General features: G+C 71.8%; 16 protein-coding genes and 1 pseudogene. 12 read left to right on the top strand and 5 right to left on the bottom strand.

From position 1 onward, the window contains the following. Positions 1-107: 107 nt before the first annotated feature. The 3 genes from ACFYYB_RS04485 to rpmB form a co-directional block, all read right to left on the bottom strand. Positions 108-2,510: a pectinesterase family protein gene (locus ACFYYB_RS04485; protein ID WP_389433150.1), complete on the bottom strand. Its 2,403-nt coding sequence runs from the start codon at positions 2,508-2,510 to the stop codon at positions 108-110. Positions 2,511-2,664: 154 nt separating this feature from the next. Next, positions 2,665-2,970 carry a 30S ribosomal protein S14 gene (gene rpsN / locus ACFYYB_RS04490; RefSeq protein ID WP_389433151.1) on the bottom strand — a complete coding sequence of 102 codons (306 nt, stop codon included), beginning with the start codon at positions 2,968-2,970 and terminating at the stop codon, positions 2,665-2,667. Further along, entirely contained in the window at positions 2,970-3,206 is a 237-nt protein-coding gene (gene rpmB / locus ACFYYB_RS04495) for a 50S ribosomal protein L28 (RefSeq protein ID WP_389433463.1), read from the bottom strand. The genes rpsN and rpmB overlap by 1 nt, the downstream gene beginning before the upstream one ends. Positions 3,207-3,274: 68 nt before the next feature. On the opposite strand from rpmB, the gene rpmG reads away from it, so the two are divergent. The 5 genes from rpmG (at position 3,275) to rpmF (ending at position 5,425) form a co-directional block, all read left to right on the top strand. Next, the gene (gene rpmG, locus ACFYYB_RS04500) at positions 3,275-3,439 is read left to right on the top strand and encodes a 50S ribosomal protein L33 (RefSeq protein ID WP_389433152.1); all 165 of its coding nucleotides are present in this window, start codon (positions 3,275-3,277) and stop codon (positions 3,437-3,439) included. Positions 3,440-3,502: 63 nt separating this feature from the next. Next, positions 3,503-3,751 carry a type B 50S ribosomal protein L31 gene (locus ACFYYB_RS04505; RefSeq protein WP_389433153.1) on the top strand — a complete coding sequence of 83 codons (249 nt, stop codon included), beginning with the start codon at positions 3,503-3,505 and terminating at the stop codon, positions 3,749-3,751. Then, on the top strand, positions 3,748-4,890 hold the full coding sequence (locus tag ACFYYB_RS04510) for a CobW family GTP-binding protein (protein ID WP_389433154.1): 1,143 nt from the start codon (positions 3,748-3,750) through the stop codon (positions 4,888-4,890). Before ACFYYB_RS04505 ends, ACFYYB_RS04510 begins: the two co-directional genes overlap by 4 nt. A gap of 46 nt (positions 4,891-4,936) precedes the next feature. Beyond that, the gene (gene rpsR, locus ACFYYB_RS04515) at positions 4,937-5,176 is read left to right on the top strand and encodes a 30S ribosomal protein S18 (RefSeq protein ID WP_389433155.1); all 240 of its coding nucleotides are present in this window, start codon (positions 4,937-4,939) and stop codon (positions 5,174-5,176) included. 78 nt (positions 5,177-5,254) lie between these two features. Continuing rightward, complete coding sequence (gene rpmF, locus ACFYYB_RS04520) at positions 5,255-5,425, top strand: 50S ribosomal protein L32 (RefSeq protein WP_389433156.1); 171 nt, start codon at positions 5,255-5,257, stop codon at positions 5,423-5,425. A 47-nt stretch (positions 5,426-5,472) separates the two neighbouring features. On the opposite strand, the gene ACFYYB_RS04525 is transcribed toward rpmF, so the two are convergent. Further along, entirely contained in the window at positions 5,473-6,048 is a 576-nt protein-coding gene (locus tag ACFYYB_RS04525; RefSeq protein WP_389433157.1) for a GNAT family N-acetyltransferase, read from the bottom strand. A gap of 87 nt (positions 6,049-6,135) precedes the next feature. Then, entirely contained in the window at positions 6,136-6,708 is a 573-nt protein-coding gene (locus tag ACFYYB_RS04530) for a TetR/AcrR family transcriptional regulator (protein WP_389433158.1), read from the bottom strand. 243 nt (positions 6,709-6,951) lie between these two features. On the opposite strand from ACFYYB_RS04530, the gene ACFYYB_RS04535 reads away from it, so the two are divergent. The 7 genes and pseudogenes from ACFYYB_RS04535 to ACFYYB_RS04565 all read left to right on the top strand — a co-directional run bounded on the left by ACFYYB_RS04535 (position 6,952) and on the right by ACFYYB_RS04565 (position 14,710). Continuing rightward, complete coding sequence (locus ACFYYB_RS04535) at positions 6,952-7,965, top strand: agmatine/peptidylarginine deiminase (protein ID WP_389433159.1); 1,014 nt, start codon at positions 6,952-6,954, stop codon at positions 7,963-7,965. Between the two features lie 113 nt (positions 7,966-8,078). Then, entirely contained in the window at positions 8,079-9,773 is a 1,695-nt protein-coding gene (locus tag ACFYYB_RS04540; protein WP_389433160.1) for an ABC transporter substrate-binding protein, read from the top strand. Continuing rightward, on the top strand, positions 9,770-10,729 hold the full coding sequence (locus tag ACFYYB_RS04545) for an ABC transporter permease (RefSeq protein ID WP_389433161.1): 960 nt from the start codon (positions 9,770-9,772) through the stop codon (positions 10,727-10,729). The genes ACFYYB_RS04540 and ACFYYB_RS04545 overlap by 4 nt, the downstream gene beginning before the upstream one ends. Then, entirely contained in the window at positions 10,726-11,580 is an 855-nt protein-coding gene (locus ACFYYB_RS04550; RefSeq protein ID WP_389433162.1) for an ABC transporter permease, read from the top strand. Before ACFYYB_RS04545 ends, ACFYYB_RS04550 begins: the two co-directional genes overlap by 4 nt. Next, a complete protein-coding gene (locus ACFYYB_RS04555; protein WP_389433163.1) occupies positions 11,577-12,644 on the top strand; it encodes an ABC transporter ATP-binding protein in 1,068 nt (355 codons plus the stop codon). The genes ACFYYB_RS04550 and ACFYYB_RS04555 overlap by 4 nt, the downstream gene beginning before the upstream one ends. Then, a pseudogene (locus ACFYYB_RS04560) lies at positions 12,641-13,476 on the top strand (ABC transporter ATP-binding protein). The gene ACFYYB_RS04555 and the pseudogene ACFYYB_RS04560 overlap by 4 nt, the downstream one beginning before the upstream one ends. Before the next feature lie 91 nt (positions 13,477-13,567). Beyond that, positions 13,568-14,710: an agmatine/peptidylarginine deiminase gene (locus ACFYYB_RS04565; protein ID WP_389433164.1), complete on the top strand. Its 1,143-nt coding sequence runs from the start codon at positions 13,568-13,570 to the stop codon at positions 14,708-14,710. The last annotated feature ends 52 nt before the right edge of the window (positions 14,711-14,762 follow it).

Genomic DNA, 14,762 nt, shown 5'->3' on the forward strand with positions numbered 1-14,762 from the left:
CGGTGCGGCGGGGGCGATCTCGGGAAGGTACCGGAGAGTAGCAGTCCGTTCGAGTGGCCGTTCCGACGCTTCCGTCCGTCCGGGCCCGGTCGGCACGGCGGCGCCCCTCAGCCCGTCGGATTCCAGCCGTCGGTACCGGCCAGGTAGGCGCGGGCGGTGTGACGCGCCGCCTGATCCCGGCCGAGCTGGGGGCGGTTGGCTCCGGTTCCGGCACCGGGGCCCGTGTTGGCGTACTCGGCGAACCGGGCCGACTTCCAGGAGAAGCCCCCCATGTCGGTCCACGGCCCCTGCGTCTTGACGGCCGCGGGCAGGCTCGTGTCGCGGATCACCAGTTGCCCGACCGCGCTCGCCCCGGGGTGCCAGGGCCGGCCGAGGTAGTAGGTCCGGGGCTGGGCGGGGCTGCTGATCGTGCTGTCGGTGATGAGGATCCCGTACCGCTGGGCCGCGTCGGTGTTCGGCGCGGCGAGGTAGCCGTTGTGGCCGCCGGCCGCGGCGCCCCGGTCGCGCAGGGTGATGTTGACGTGGTCGTAGACGGCGGTGGCGTTGCCGAAGACGAAGTCGACGTCGCCCGCGACGAAGCAGTGGCGGAAGTACTGGCGGTACTGGCCGGTGGCCGAGGGAGCCCAGTTCAGCACGGTGTCCTGGTGCCCGATGAAGCGCGAGTTGACGTACGTCTGGCGGTCACCGGACGCGTTGAGGGCCACCGCCTGGGTGTCCTTGACGCCCGGGTGCGCCGACCTCTCCCAGGTGTTCTGGACCGTGACACCGGTGACGGTGATGTCGTTCGCCGAGAAGGTCGCGGTGGCACTGCCCGCGGTTCCGTACGTACCGCCGCCGGGCTTCGGCGTGCCGGAGGCGTTGTCGTAGGTGATGACGACGTCCTCGGCGTTGCCGGTGGCGCCCTTGAGCGTCAGCCCGCGCTTGGAGACGGGAACGTTCACCGTCTCCCGGTAGGTGCCGCGCGCCACGAGGACGGTGTCCCCCGCCGCGGCGGCGTCGACGGCGGACTGTACGGAACGGTGGGCGGCGGAGCCGTCGGCGGCGACCGTCAGCGTACGGCCGCCGCCGCCGGCGGGACGGGACGGGGCGGGAGCGGAGGGGGCGGGAGCGGAGGGCGCCGGAGCGGACGGGGCGGGACCGGACGGGGCGGGCCCCTTGCCTCCGGTCTCGGTGAGGACCCCCGCGCCCGCCTGCGCCGCGAGCTTCTTCGGCAGTCCGGCGGCAGGTTCCAGTCCGGCGGTGAGGGTGGGCTTCCAGTCGACGGTGGTCTTGATCTTCCTCCCGGGGTTGGCCGCGTTGTAGGCGGCGGCCAGGTCCACGGGGGCGCCCCCGACGAGGTTGCCGCTGCCCGCGATCGCTCCGGTGCCGTCGCCGCCGAACAGCTGGGAGGCCTTCCGGTCGGAGGAGAGCTTCCAGTGGTTGTTCTGCGCGACGACCTGCGCGCCGGCGCGGGAGTTGACGCTGTAGCTGTGCGCGTAGCCCTCGGACGACGTGGTGTCGAAGTAGTTGTCGTACAGGTGGATCCGGCCCACCCGGGCGAGCGGGGCGCGCTGGACCACGCCCTGGAAGACGTTGTGGTGGAGCGTCACCCGGAGTTTGGTGTCCTGGTCACTGCTGCCGATCAGCATCGTCTTGTCGTGGTCGGCGAACTTGTTGTACCCGACGGTGACCAGGTCGGAGGCGTTGGTGATGTCGAGGGCGCCGTCGTGGACCTGGTAGTGGCGGCCGAAGCGGACCGGATCGGCGGAGTCCGGGTGCGGGAGGTCGGAGAAGCTGTTGTGGTCGACCCAGACGTGGGTGGCGCCGCGCAGGCTGACGGCGTCGTAGGCGGAGTTCCAGTTGCCGGTGGAACCGTCGGTCGGATCCCATTGCGGGAAGCAGTCCCGGACGTCGGTCAGCGAGAGGTTGCGGATGATCACGTTGTCGGCGTTCTTCACCACCAGACTGCCGCCGGTGATGCCCGCTCCGGTGCCGGGCACGCCGATGACGGTGGTCCGCGCCGGCACCGTGAACACCATGCGGGCGGCCTGCCTGGCCTGGGCCGCCCTTCGGGCGTTCTCCTGGGCGCCTGACGGGAGTCTGGTACGGCCCCAGACCGCGGGATCGTAGGCCTTGAGGTAGGAGTCGAGCGAATAGCCGGTGCCCGCGGCGTAGTCGGCGCAGTTCCGGCGCTTCCCGTTGTCGTCGGCGCTCGCGTCGATCAGGCCCTTGACGCGGACGATCCGCGGGGCGCCGGCCGGGCCCGCGGCCAGGGCCTTCGCCAGTTCGGCGCGGGTGGAGACGGTGAAGACGCGGGCCTCGGCCGCGGCCCGGCCGCCCGTGGTGCCGGAGCCGCTCGCGGCCCAGCCGTCCCGGGCGGGCAGCACGCCGTGGGCGAGGTCGGCGGGCGCCGCGGCGCCGGCCCGCACGACGAGCGGTACGGCGCCGAGACCGGCGGCGACCAGGGTGGCCGCGCCGGCCAGGGCGAGCCTTCGGCGTCCGGTGGGCCGGCGGTGGGGAGAAGCTGACATGGGGGTGGCTCCTTGGGACGAGGTGCGCTGTTCCGCACGGTTCACCCCTCAGTTGCCGCCGGAGCCCGAAAGGTTGCCGGGGCCTGCCGCCATCTCCGCGGCGGCCCCGTCGGCGGCGGCCGAAGGCCGATCGCTTCCGTCGGCCGCACGGGCGCTACCAGGAGGACTTCGTCACTCCGGGCAGGAACCCCGCGTGTGCCTGTTCACGCATCCGCACGCGGGACAGCCCGAACTTCCGCAGGTGACCGCGGGGCCGCCCGTCGACACCGTCCCGGTTGCGCACCCTGGTCGCGCTCGCGTCGCGCGGCTGCTCGCGCAGCTCGGCCGCGGCCGCTCCCCGTTCGGCGTCCGTCGAGGACGACCGTCGGATGATCTCCTTCAGCTCCGCCCGCCGGGCGGCGTAGCGCTTGACGATCACCTTGCGCTTCTCGTTCTGCGCGATCTTGCTCTGCTTCGCCATCAGACCTTCACGCCCCGGGCGCGGATGCGTGCCACCGCGGCCTCGACACCGATCGCGTCGATGGTCTTGATCGCCTTGGCGCTCAGCTTGAGGCGGACGTGGCGCCCCTCACCGGCAAGCCAGTACCGCTTGCTCTGGATGTTGGGGTCGAAGCGGCGGGAAGTGCGCCGGTGCGAGTGCGAGATGGCGTTGCCGAAGCCTGGCTGCGCGCCGGTCAGTTGGCAGTGGGCGGACAAAGGGTGACCTGCCTCTCTCCGAAGAGGATCCTTATTGGAAACGATTTCCATTCCCGTATAGTAGCCCCATGGCACGCAACGAAGTACGCCCGATCGTCAAGCTCCGCTCCACCGCGGGCACCGGCTACACCTACGTCACCCGCAAGAACAGGCGGAACGATCCCGACCGGATAGTGCTGCGCAAGTTCGACCCGGTGCTCCGCCGGCACGTCGACTTCCGCGAAGAACGCTGACCCCCCGTAGCCCGTAGCCCGTACCGCGTCCCCATCCCGCGTCCCCTGCCTGAAGGACACGCCATGAAGCCTGGAATCCACCCCGCCTACGGACCCGTCGTCTTCCGCGACAGGGCCGCCGACTTCGCCTTCCTCACCCGCTCGACCGCCACCAGCGAGAAGACGGTCGAGTGGGAGGACGGCCACACCTACCCCGTCATCGATGTCGAGATCTCCTCGCAGAGCCACCCCTTCTACACCGGCACCGCCCGCGTCCTGGACACCGCCGGCCGCGTCGAGCGCTTCGAGCGCCGCTACGGAGGCGGCAAGTGACACTGCCCGTCGTCATCGTCGGCGGGCTCCACGCCGACGCCCGCAAGGAAGTCGTCGACCGGCTGCTCCGCTCCGTCCCCGGCAGCGTCGCGCTCCACCACGACCTGGCCACCGCACCCGCCGGTACCGTGCTGCGCGTCGTGCGCGACGCTTCGGGCGAACTGTCCCGGGGCGAGGCGCCGCTCTTCAACGACTGCGCCTGCTGCGCGCTCCGCGAGGACCTGGTCCCCGAGCTGGAACGGCTGGCCGGCAGCGGAACGACGCGCCTGGCCGTCGTCGAGCTGTGGGACTCCGTCGAGCCCAAGGCGATGGCCGAGGTCGTCGCCCGGCACGGCGACGGCGCACTCGACCTCACCGGCGTGATCACCGCGGTGGACCCCGCGCTCGTCCTGCCCTATCTCGTCAACGGGGACGATCTGGCCGACGTGGGCCTCGCGGCAGCCGCCTCGGACCAGCGCACCGTCGGGGACACCTGGGCCCGGCAGCTGGAGTACGCCCCCGTACTGGCCCTCGTGGCCGGCGAGGAGGCCGACGACGAGGACTTCGCCCTCTTGACCCAGCTCCATCCGACCGCGCTCCGGGTACCGGCCGGATCCGGGGAACTGGCCCGGGCGGCCTTCGCCGGCTTCGACGTGGAAGCGGCGGCCGCCGCCCAGCACCCGGCCTGCGCCTTGCTTCCGCAGGAGGCGGAGGAGGCCGGAGTCACCACCTTCGTCTGGCACCACCACCGCCCCTTCCACCCCGAACGGCTCTACGAGGCCCTGGAGGACCTCTGTTGCGCCGCCGCTCGCAGTCGTGGCCGGTTCTGGCTCGCCGACCGACCCGACACCTTGCTCGCCTGGGACGCCGCGGGCGGCGCCCTGTGCGTGGAGAGCGCCGGGCCCTGGCTGGCCTCCCTCCCGGACGCCGCCTGGGAGCTGGTTCCGCCGATGCGCAGAGCGGCCGCCTCGCTCGACTGGCATCCGGAACACGGCGATTGCTGCCAGCACCTCGTCTTCACCTCACCCGGCCTCGACCGCGACGGGCTGGCGCGACTCCTGGAGTCCTGCCTGCTCGACGACGCCGAGTACGCCTCGGGGCGCGAGGAGTGGCGCAAGCTGCCGGCCGCCTTCGACTCGCTCCTCGCCCCCGTCTCCTGACCCACCGGCCGGCGCATCGATCGCCCACACCACCCAAGGAGCCCTCATGGCCCGCCGCCAAACCCCCCACAAGCCGCTGAAGTCCCGCCCCAACCCCCTGGACGCGGCGAAGATCACGTACATCGACTACAAGGACACCGACCTGCTGCGGAAGTTCGTCTCCGACCGCGGCAAGATCCGCGGCCGCCGCGTCACCCGGGTCACGGCGCGGCAGCAGCGACGGCTCGCCGCCGCGATCAAGAACGCCCGCGAGATGGCTCTGCTCCCGTACGCCAGTAGCCGGTAGGACCTCGCACGCGGTGCGCGGCGGCGACCGCCCGCACGGTCCGATTGGCACCACCCCACCCCAACCCAGGAGATACCCATGGCCGTTCCCAAGCGGAAGACGTCCCGCAGCAATACCCGCCACCGCCGCGCGCAGTGGAAGGCGACCGCCGCGCAGCTGGTCCCGATCACGGTCGACGGCGCGGTGTACCAGGTGCCGCAGCGCTTGGTGAAGGCGTACGAGCGGGGCCTGCTCCGCCCCGAGGGCTGAGCGCGCCGGATCCCGCACCCGGCCCGGCACGATCCGAAAGAGACGGCCTAAGGGGCGGGCGTACGGAAGTCCAGCATGCAGAACACCTTGTCGTAGCGGCGTTCGCCGACGGCGACGAAGCGGGGCAGCCGCCCGTACTCGGTGAAGCCCAGGGAGGCGTAGAGCCCCAGGGCCCGGGTGTTGTCGCCCCGCGCGTCCAGCGTCAGGACCTCGATCCCGGCCCGGCGGGCGTCCTCGACGAGGGCGGCGGTCAGGGCCCGGCCGAGCCCAAGCCCGTGGGCCCCGGCGGCGACGGCGAGCTTCTCCAGGTCGGCGTGGGGCCGGTGGGTCGGGCGAGCGTAGCGCTGCCAGTACCCGAGCCCGACCAGCCGGTCCGCGAGGTAGGCGCAGCGCAGGGCCGCGTCCCCGGCCCGTACGGCGTCGACGACGCCGTCGAGCAGCCGCGCCACCTCGTCCGGCCCGGGCGGTTCGACCCAGCCCAGCGCGGCGCCCCCGGCCACCAGATCGGCCAGGATCCGGTGCGCGTCCCCGGCGAACCGGGCCGCCCGCCCCGGGTCGGACATCAGCTCCAGGGCGTCGACGATCACCGCTCCGGCGGCAGCGCCGCCCGTTTCTTGATCCATGACCGCAGCCTAGAGGGCCGCCGATCCGTGATCGGCGGCCCTCCCGTCCGTACCGACACCCGTCCGTACCGACACCCGTCCGTACGGCTAAGCGCCCAGCTCGCCGTCGATCGCGTCGGCCATGAGCAGGCGCGCGTGGTCCAGGGGCAGCGAGCCGCTCAGCCACCGCACGCTGAGGCCTTCGAGGAGGGCCGTCAGGCGCTCGGCGGCGGCCGCGTGCTGGGGAGCCGTCCCGGCGGGGCGGGCCTGGGCGAGGAGGTACGAGATCTCGTGGACCCAGCTGTGCGTGGCCTTGGCCACGTCCTCGCGCAGGTCGGGATCGAAGACGGCGCTGGCCCTCAGCTCACCCCACGCGGTGCTGTTCTCCCGCACCTCCGGGGTCTCCTGGAGCTCGAGGAGCAAGGTCCGCTTGAGTTCGTCGCGGGGGCTCTCCGGATCGTCCGAGCCGTCCTCGCGTTCGGCCGTGTAGCGATCGGCGCGGTCGCTGATGAACTCCAGCGTCCGGCGCAGGATCCCGGCACGGTCGGTGAAGTGGTAGTAGATCAGCGAGGTGGACACGCCCGCTTCGGCGGCGAGCTCCCCCACTCGGAGCCCGCGCACGCCGCGTCGCGCGATCACTCGCGTGGCGGCTCTGAGTATTTCCGTTCGACGGTCTGACACGAAGGGTCACTCTACCCGTCGACTCCGTCACCTGGGGCTTTTCCTGACCGTAACATCAGGACCCCGTTTCCGGCGGTTGCGCCGTGATCATGCCGATTCAGGGCCTCTTCCGCAGCCCTTCCGACACACGGTGTGACCGATTCCGCATCAGCTTGGCCAGAAGCATTGACTGAATTTTCAGTTCGGTGGAGGATGCGGGCACCCCTTACGAACACTGACTGAATTTTCAAACAGGAGTGGATCATGACGACTTTCCGCATGCCGGCCGAGTGGACGGACCACGAGGGCTGCCTGATGGCCTGGCCGACCCGGCAGGAGCTGTGGGGTGACGTCTTCGACGAGGTGAAGGTCGAGTACGCCCACGTGGCCAACGCGATCGCCGCCTTCGAACCGGTCACCATGGTCGCCGTTCCCGGCAGCGGTGACGAGGCCCGCGCGCTGTGCGGCGAGGGCGTCGAGGTGATCGAGCTCCCGATCGACGACTCCTGGTTCCGGGACTCCGGCCCGATCTTCGTGCTCGGGCAGGACGGCAGCCGCGCGGGCGTGGACTTCCGCTTCAACGCCTGGGGCGGCAAGCACTTCCCCTACGACACCGACGACAAGATCGCCGCGGCCCTGCTCGCGCACCTGGACGTGGACCGCGTCGACTCCCGGATGATCCTCGAAGGCGGCGCGATCACGGTCGACGGCGAGGGCACGCTGATCACCACCGAGCAGTGCCTGCTGCACCCGAACCGCAACCCGGACATGACCAAGGCGGAGATCGAGGCCGAGCTGATCGCCCGCCTCGGCGTCACCAAGGTCATCTGGCTGCCGTACGGCGGTCTGCTGGACACGGAGACCGACGGCCACGTCGACGGCGTCTGCGCCTTCGTCGCCCCCGCCACCGTCGTCGTCCAGCTCCCGAGCGACCCCGCGCACCCCGACTACGAGCGCATGCGCGTCAACCGCGCCGTCCTGGAGGGGTCCACCGACGCCGCGGGCCGCCCCTTCACGATCATCGACCTGCCCCAGAGCAACCTCGTCGAGGTCGACGGCAAGGAGACCGAGGTCGGCTACCTGAACTTCTACATCGCCAACGGCGGGGTCGTCGTCCCGGTCGCCGGCACCACCGAGGACGAGGGCGCGCTCGCCGTCATCGCGGCCGCGCTGCCCGGTCGCAAGGTCGTCGGAGTCCGCTCGCGCGTGATCGCGTACGGCGGTGGCGGCGTGCACTGCATCACCCAGCAGATCCCCGCGGCCGCCCGCACCGTCTGACCGGTCCGCCCCCTTCGCCGTGCCCGGGCCGGCGGCCCGCCCCGAGCCTCCCCTCCTCGATCCGCTCGCCGCCCGCCCGTACCTCCCCGCCCCGCATGGAAGAGAGAGCACCGATGCCCAGATCCCTTCCCTGGTCCAGAGCCACCAGGTCCGCCGGCCGCCCGGCCGCCCCGCGCCCGCCCGCCTCGCGCCGGTACGCGCTCCCCGTCGCCGCGCTGGCCGCCCTCAGCCTGGTCGCCGCCTGCTCCGGCCCGCCGAAGGACGGCGGGAGCGGGAAGGACACGGCCTTCAAGCTGTCCGCCGGCACCCCCGCCCCCGCGGGCGAGCTCGACTCGTTCACCTGGGCCGTGTACGCGGAACCGCCGACGCTGGACTACATCTCGGCCTTCGACTACCCGGCGAACACGATCCTGTCGAACGTCTGCGAAAGCCTGATGCGGTGGACCCCGCAGCTCACCATGGCTCCGGGACTGGCCGAGAAGGCCACCCACCCCAATGACCTGACCTGGGTCTACGACCTGCGCGCGGGCGTGCGCTTCCACGACGGCGGTGTACTGACCGCCGACGACGTGGTCTACAGCCTGGGCCGTCAGATGGACCCGGCGAACGGGGCCGCCTGGAACAGCAACTTCTCCAACGTCGAGACCGTCACCAAGACCGGCCCGCTCCAGGTGACCGTCAAGCTGAAGCAGCCCGACTCGCAGTTCCCCCAGTACATGGCGACCGCCGCCGGCGTCGTGGCCTCCAAGGCCGGGGTGGAGAAGGCGGGCGAGGACTACGGCACCACCGGCAGCCTGGACTGCACCGGCCCCTTCAAGCTGGGCACCTGGAGCAAGGGCCAGTCGATCGAGCTCCAGCGCTTCGACGGCTACTGGGGCACCAAGGCCAAGTCCGCGAAGGCCGTCTTCACCTTCCTCACCGACCCCAACGCCCGGACGAACGCCCTGCTGAGCGGCGAGGCCGACGGCGGCTACCTGATCCCCACCGAGAGCTACGACCGGCTGCGCGCCGGCGGCTCCGGCACCCTCTACTTCGGCGAGGGCCTCAGCACCGTCAACGTCAACGTGACGAGCATGAAGGGCGCGCTCGGCGACGTCCGCGTCCGCCGGGCCCTGGCCCTGGCCCTGGACCGCCGCGGCTTCGTCAAGGCGGGCCTGGGCGGCGCGGGCACCGTCACCAGCTCGCTCACCACCAAGGCGATCTGGGCCGGCGCGCCCGCCGCCGTCCGCGCCTCCGCCTTCGACACGCTGCCCTCCCCCGACCAGAACGTCGAGGCGGCCAAGCGGATGATCGAGGAGGCCGGCGCCACCGGCAAGACGCTGACCGTGGCCACCAGCTCGATCGGCCAGGACGTCTCGGTGCTGGCCACCGCGATCCAGGACGCCGGCACCAAGATCGGCCTGAAGATCCAGCTGAAGACCATCGCGCCCAACGCCTTCACCTCGCTCTTCACGGACCCGGCCGCGCGCGAGGGCATCGACATGTTCCCGGAGACGTACTACGACTCCATCACCGACCCGATGGACCTGCTGAGCAACTTCCAGACCGGGGCCTACCAGAACTACGCCGGCTACAGCGACCCGTCCTACGACGCGCTGGCCGACAAGGCCCGCGCCGAGTCCGACCCGGCCAAGCGCTTCTCGGCCGCCGCCGAACTCCAGAAGAAGGCCTCCGACCAGGTCCTGTGGATCCCGGTCGCCGAGTGGCCGACCGCGGTGTTCCTGAACAAGCGGATCACCGGCGCGCCCACCACCATCTCGTACCTGTACTACCCGTGGGCCGCCGACGTCGGGGCGGCCGCGCGATGAGTTTCCTGCGCTTCGCCGTACGGCGGCTGGCCGAGATGGCCGCCACCCTGCTCGGCGCCTCCTTCGTGATCTTCGGCGCGCTGTACCTGGCTCCGGGCAACCCGGCGAGCTTCCTCCTGGGCGGCCGCTCGGCCTCCCCGGAGGCACTGCAGGCGATCAATGAGCACTACCACCTGGACGACCCCTTCGCGGTGCGCTACCTCAGCTGGCTCGGCCAGGTGGTGCAGGGCGACTTCGGCCGCTCGATCACGTACCGCACGGACGTGTCGCGGCTGCTCGCGGACCGGCTGCCCAACACCCTGATGCTGATCTCGATGGCGCTCGTACTGGTCCTCGTGTTCGGGCTGGTCCTGGGCTGGATCGGCGCCGTCCGCGGCGGGGCCGCCGACTCCACGATCCTGGTGACGACAACCGTCGCCATCGGCACCCCCTCGTTCGTCGCGGCGGTCCTGCTGCAGGGCCTGTTCGCGGTGAAGCTGGGCTGGTTCCCGACCGGCGGCGCCGGCGAGGGCTTCGGGGGGATGCTCTGGCACCTGACCCTGCCCGCCGTCGCCCTGGCGCTCTACCTGATCGGCATGCTCGCCCGGGTCACCCGGGCCGCGATGCTCGAAGTCCTCGGCCAGGAGCACGTCACGGTCGCCCGCAGCCGGGGCGTCTCCACGAGCCAGGTCATCCGGCGGCACGTCTTCCGCAACGCCCTGGGCACCGTGCTCACCACCGGCGGCCTCATCGTCTCCACCCTGCTGGTCTGCACCATTCTGGTGGAGTCCGCCTTCAGTGTGGGCGGCATCGGCCAGCTCCTCGAACTCTCCACCACCACCAAGGACTTCCCCACCGTGCAGGCCATCTCCCTCATCATGGTCGCGCTGTTCATGACGGTGAACCTCGTCGTCGACCTGCTCCATCCGCTGGTCGATCCCCGGGTCACCCTCGGCCCCGCGAAGAAGGCCTCGTGAGCTCCGTCCTGGTGCGCCGGCCGGGCCTCGCCCGGCTCCGGACCTCCCGCGCCCCCCTCTCCCTGTTCTGTACGGGCTTCGTCGCCGTCGTCGTGCTCGTCGCGGTGCTCGCCCCCTGGATCGCGCCCTACGACCCCAACGCCGTGGACCTCGCGAACGCCCTGGCGGGCCCCTCCGCCGATCACCTCCTCGGCGTCGACGCCTCCGGGCGCGACACCTTCTCCCGGCTGGCCCTGGGCGCCCGCACCTCGCTCCTCGGCCCGCTCGGCGTGGTCACCTTCTCCACCGTGGCCGGCGTGGCGATCGGCACCGCCGCCGCCTGGCGGGGCGGCTGGCTGGACTCGGTGCTCTCCCGCAGCACCGAGCTGGTCTTCGCCTTCCCCGGCATGCTGCTGGCCATCCTGATCGTCTCGGTCTACGGCGAGGGCCTGCTCGCCCCCGTCATCGCCCTGGCCATCGCCTACCTGCCGTACGTCAGCCGGCTGACCCGCTCCCTCGTGCTCGCCGAGCGCGCCCGCCCCTACGTCGAGGCGTACCGGGTGCAAGGACACTCGGGGGCGCAGATCTGCCTGCGCCACGTGGTCCCCGCGGTCATGCCCGTCGTCCTCGCGCAGTCCGCGATCAACTTCGGCTACGCCCTGATCGACCTGGCCGGCCTCGCCTTCCTCGGGCTGGGCGTACCGGCCCTGACCCCGGACTGGGGCCGCATGGTCTTCGACGGCAACGCCGCCATCCAGGCCGGCTACCCGCTCTCCGCGATCGTGCCGTGCCTGGCCATCGTGCTGACCGTGGTCGCCTTCAACGTCGTCGGCGAGGCCTGGGCCGACAAGGTCGCCAGGAGGGCGCGATGAACGCACCGAGCACGCAGAACACGCAGACGGCGCCGACCGGACTGAACACCCTTGAGATCGAGGGCCTGCGGCTGCACCTGCCGGGGGCCGTCCGGCCCGTCCTCGACGGCGTCGGGCTCACCGTCGGCCCGCGGGAGACCGTGGCGCTGGTCGGCGAGTCCGGCTCGGGCAAGAGCCTGACCTCGCGCAGCGTGCTGCGGCTGCTGCCCGAAGGGGCCCGTACGGAGGGCGAGGTGCGGGTCGCCGGGGACGACGTGCTCACCATGTCACCGGGCCGGCTGAGGGTGCTGCGCACCAGCACGGCGGCCATGATCTTCCAGGACCCCCGGGCGGCGGTCAATCCGATGCGCCGGGTCGGCGACTTCCTCACGGAGAGCCTGCGGCTGAACGCCAAGGCGACCAAGGCGGTCGCCGAGGACCGGGCGGTGGCCATGCTGGAGGCCGTCGGTCTCACGGCGGACGCGCTGCGCAAGTACCCCGGACAGCTGTCCGGCGGCATGCTGCAACGGGTCGTGATCGCGGCCGCGCTGATGGGCGATCCCGCCCTGATCCTCGCCGACGAACCCACCACGGCACTGGACGTCACCTCGCAGGCCGAGGTCATCGGCCTCCTCGGCGACCTGCGCGACCGCTTCGGCACGGGGCTGCTGTTCGTCACCCACGACCTCGGCCTCGCCGCCGCGATCAGCGACCGGGTGTACGTGATGTACGCGGGCCGGATCGTGGAATCGGGCCCGGCGGCCGAGCTGTTCGCCCGGCCCCGGCACCCGTACACGGCGGCCCTGCTGAACTCCACCCCGCGGCTGGACGCTCCCCGCGGGCGGCTCGCCGCGATCGAGGGCCGGCCGCCGAGCCTGCGGGAGGAGCTCAGCGGATGCCCCTTCGCCGCGCGCTGCGTGCTCGCGACCGAGGTGTGCACCCGCGAGGCTCCGGCGCTGCTGCCGCTCGCCGGTGCGCCGGACCGGCTCGCCTCCTGCCACCACGGCGAGCTGATGGCCGAGCGGGAACGTCAACGGGCTGGGACACAGCGGACCGGGACACAGCAGAAGGAACTCCACCCATGAGCACCGCCACCGGCACGAGCGCCGGCACCACGACCGCCGCCACGAAGACCGTCCTGGAGGTCCTGGGCCTGCACCGGACCTACGGAAACGTCCGGGCCGTGGACGACGTGTCGTTCCGGCTGCCCGAGGGCGGTTCCCTGGGCATCGTCGGCGAGTCCGGTTCGGGCAAGACGACCACGGCCCGCATCGTGGCCTGGAACACGCGGACGAGGGCCGGGTACTGATCCACGGCCGCGACCGGGGCGACCACGCGCGCGGCAAGGCGCGCCGGCTCGCACGGGCCCGTGAGGTGCAGATGGTCTTCCAGGACCCTTTCCTGTCCCTGGACCCGCGCACCACCGTGGGCGCGGCCCTGCGGGAGACCCTCGCCCTGCATTTCCCCGGCGCCGACCACGCGCGCCGGATCACCGAACTGCTCGACCAGGTCGGCCTCGGTTCCCGCGAGGCGGACGCACTGCCCCGGCAGTTGTCGGGAGGGCAGCGCCAGCGCGTGGCGATCGCCCGTGCGCTGGCGGTCGAGCCCGCCGTCCTCGTCCTCGACGAAGCGGTGGCCGCCCTGGACGTCTCGGTGCAGGCGCAGATCCTGAACCTGCTCTTCGACATCCGCGAACAGACCGGCATCGGCTACCTGTTCATCACCCATGACCTCGGCGTCGTGCGCTGCGTGACCGATGACGTGATCGTCATGCGGAGCGGCCGGATCGTCGAGTCGGGTCCGACGCAGGAGGTCCTCGCCAACCCCCAGCACCCTTATACGCGCCTGCTCCTGGAGTCCGTACCCCGCCCGGGGTGGGACCCCCGGAGCATCGCCGCCGCGCGCCGCGCCTTGTGAGGGGGGTCGCGGGTGCGTCGGCGCCCGCGACCCATCGGTTCACCCGTTCCACGCCATCGCGCATCCACGGTTGACTGATCGGAGATCAGAGATGAACGAGCATGTAGCAGGGAAGCTGGACAGGAGAGGATTCCTGGCCGCGGCCGGCCTCACGGTCGCGGGCGCCGCACTGGCATCGGTGGGCGGGCAGGCCTCCGCGGCCGGCCGGCCGGCGGCCTCGGCGGCCGGGGCCTTCGCCGTACCGTGCGAGACCGTCCGGCACACCCGGACCTGGATGGCGTGGCCCGACCGGACCTCCATCTGGGGCAACCAGCTCTCGGGGGTGCAGGCCAACATCGCGCTCATCGCGAAGACCATCGCGAAGTACGAACCGGTCGTGATGCTCGCCAACCCCGCGAGCGTCTCCAAGGCGAAGAGCGCCTGCGGGACGTCGGTCACCGTCATCAGCACGATCCCCGTCGACGACTGTTGGATACGTGACACCGGCCCGGTGTTCCGCACCAACGGGGCGGGCGGCGTGGACGCGTTCGGCACCAACTTCAACGGCTGGGGCAACAAGCAGAGCCACGCCAAGGACGCCCTGGTGGCGGGCCGTGTCGCCGCCTACGCCGGGGTGGCGTTCAGCACCACCTCGTTCGTCGGCGAGGGCGGCTCGGTGGAGACGGACGGCGCCGGCACGCTCATGGCCACGCGCAGTTCCCTCATCAACTCCAACCGCAATCCCAACAAGAGCCAGGCGCAGCTGGAGGCGGGCATGTGCGCCGCCTACGGCGCGTCCAAGGTGATCTGGTTCAAGGGCATCTCCGGCCAGGACATCACCGACGACCACGTCGACGCCACGTCCCGGTTCCTCGAAGCGGGCCGGGGCCTGGTCCAGATGCCGCTCGCGAGCGACAACGACATCTGGGCCAAGGACGCGCGCGAGCAGTACCAGATCCTGTCCACCTCCACCAGCGCCCAGGGCAGCCCGATCGCGGTCACCAAACTCCAGGGCCCCGACTACAACCGGATCCGCTCCACGAACCCCGACTTCGTGGCCTCGTACGCCAACTACTACGTGTGCAACGGTGCGGTGATCTCCTCGCAGTTCGGTGACACCCGGGCCGACGCCGCGGCCAAGGCGACCCTCCAGCAGCTCTTCCCCGGCCGGGTCGTCGTACAGCTGAACACCGACAGCCTGGGCGGGGGCGGGGGCGGCATCCACTGCGTGACCCAGCAGCAGCCGGTCGCGTAACCGCTCCCTCCACACGTCCGGCCCCCCGCCGTCCGCGGGGGGCCGGTCCGTC

Origin of the sequence: Streptomyces sp. NPDC002886 (assembly GCF_042888445.1) — a bacterium.
Lineage (GTDB): Bacteria > Actinomycetota > Actinomycetes > Streptomycetales > Streptomycetaceae > Streptomyces.

Bases quoted from the DNA above. Each gene is read 5' to 3' on its own strand.
- ACFYYB_RS04555 (WP_389433163.1), top strand. From the start codon at position 11,577: ATGAACGCACCGAGCACGCAGAACACGCAGACGGCGCCGACCGGACTG.
- ACFYYB_RS04525 (WP_389433157.1), bottom strand. From the start codon at position 6,048: ATGGATCAAGAAACGGGCGGCGCTGCCGCCGGAGCGGTGATCGTCGAC.
- ACFYYB_RS04545 (WP_389433161.1), top strand. From the start codon at position 9,770: ATGAGTTTCCTGCGCTTCGCCGTACGGCGGCTGGCCGAGATGGCCGCC.
- ACFYYB_RS04505 (WP_389433153.1), top strand. From the start codon at position 3,503: ATGAAGCCTGGAATCCACCCCGCCTACGGACCCGTCGTCTTCCGCGAC.
- ACFYYB_RS04485 (WP_389433150.1), bottom strand. From the start codon at position 2,510: ATGTCAGCTTCTCCCCACCGCCGGCCCACCGGACGCCGAAGGCTCGCC.
- rpsR (WP_389433155.1), top strand. From the start codon at position 4,937: ATGGCCCGCCGCCAAACCCCCCACAAGCCGCTGAAGTCCCGCCCCAAC.
- rpmG (WP_389433152.1), top strand. From the start codon at position 3,275: ATGGCACGCAACGAAGTACGCCCGATCGTCAAGCTCCGCTCCACCGCG.
- ACFYYB_RS04565 (WP_389433164.1), top strand. From the start codon at position 13,568: ATGAACGAGCATGTAGCAGGGAAGCTGGACAGGAGAGGATTCCTGGCC.
- rpsN (WP_389433151.1), bottom strand. From the start codon at position 2,970: ATGGCGAAGCAGAGCAAGATCGCGCAGAACGAGAAGCGCAAGGTGATC.
- ACFYYB_RS04535 (WP_389433159.1), top strand. From the start codon at position 6,952: ATGACGACTTTCCGCATGCCGGCCGAGTGGACGGACCACGAGGGCTGC.
- rpmF (WP_389433156.1), top strand. From the start codon at position 5,255: ATGGCCGTTCCCAAGCGGAAGACGTCCCGCAGCAATACCCGCCACCGC.
- ACFYYB_RS04540 (WP_389433160.1), top strand. From the start codon at position 8,079: ATGCCCAGATCCCTTCCCTGGTCCAGAGCCACCAGGTCCGCCGGCCGC.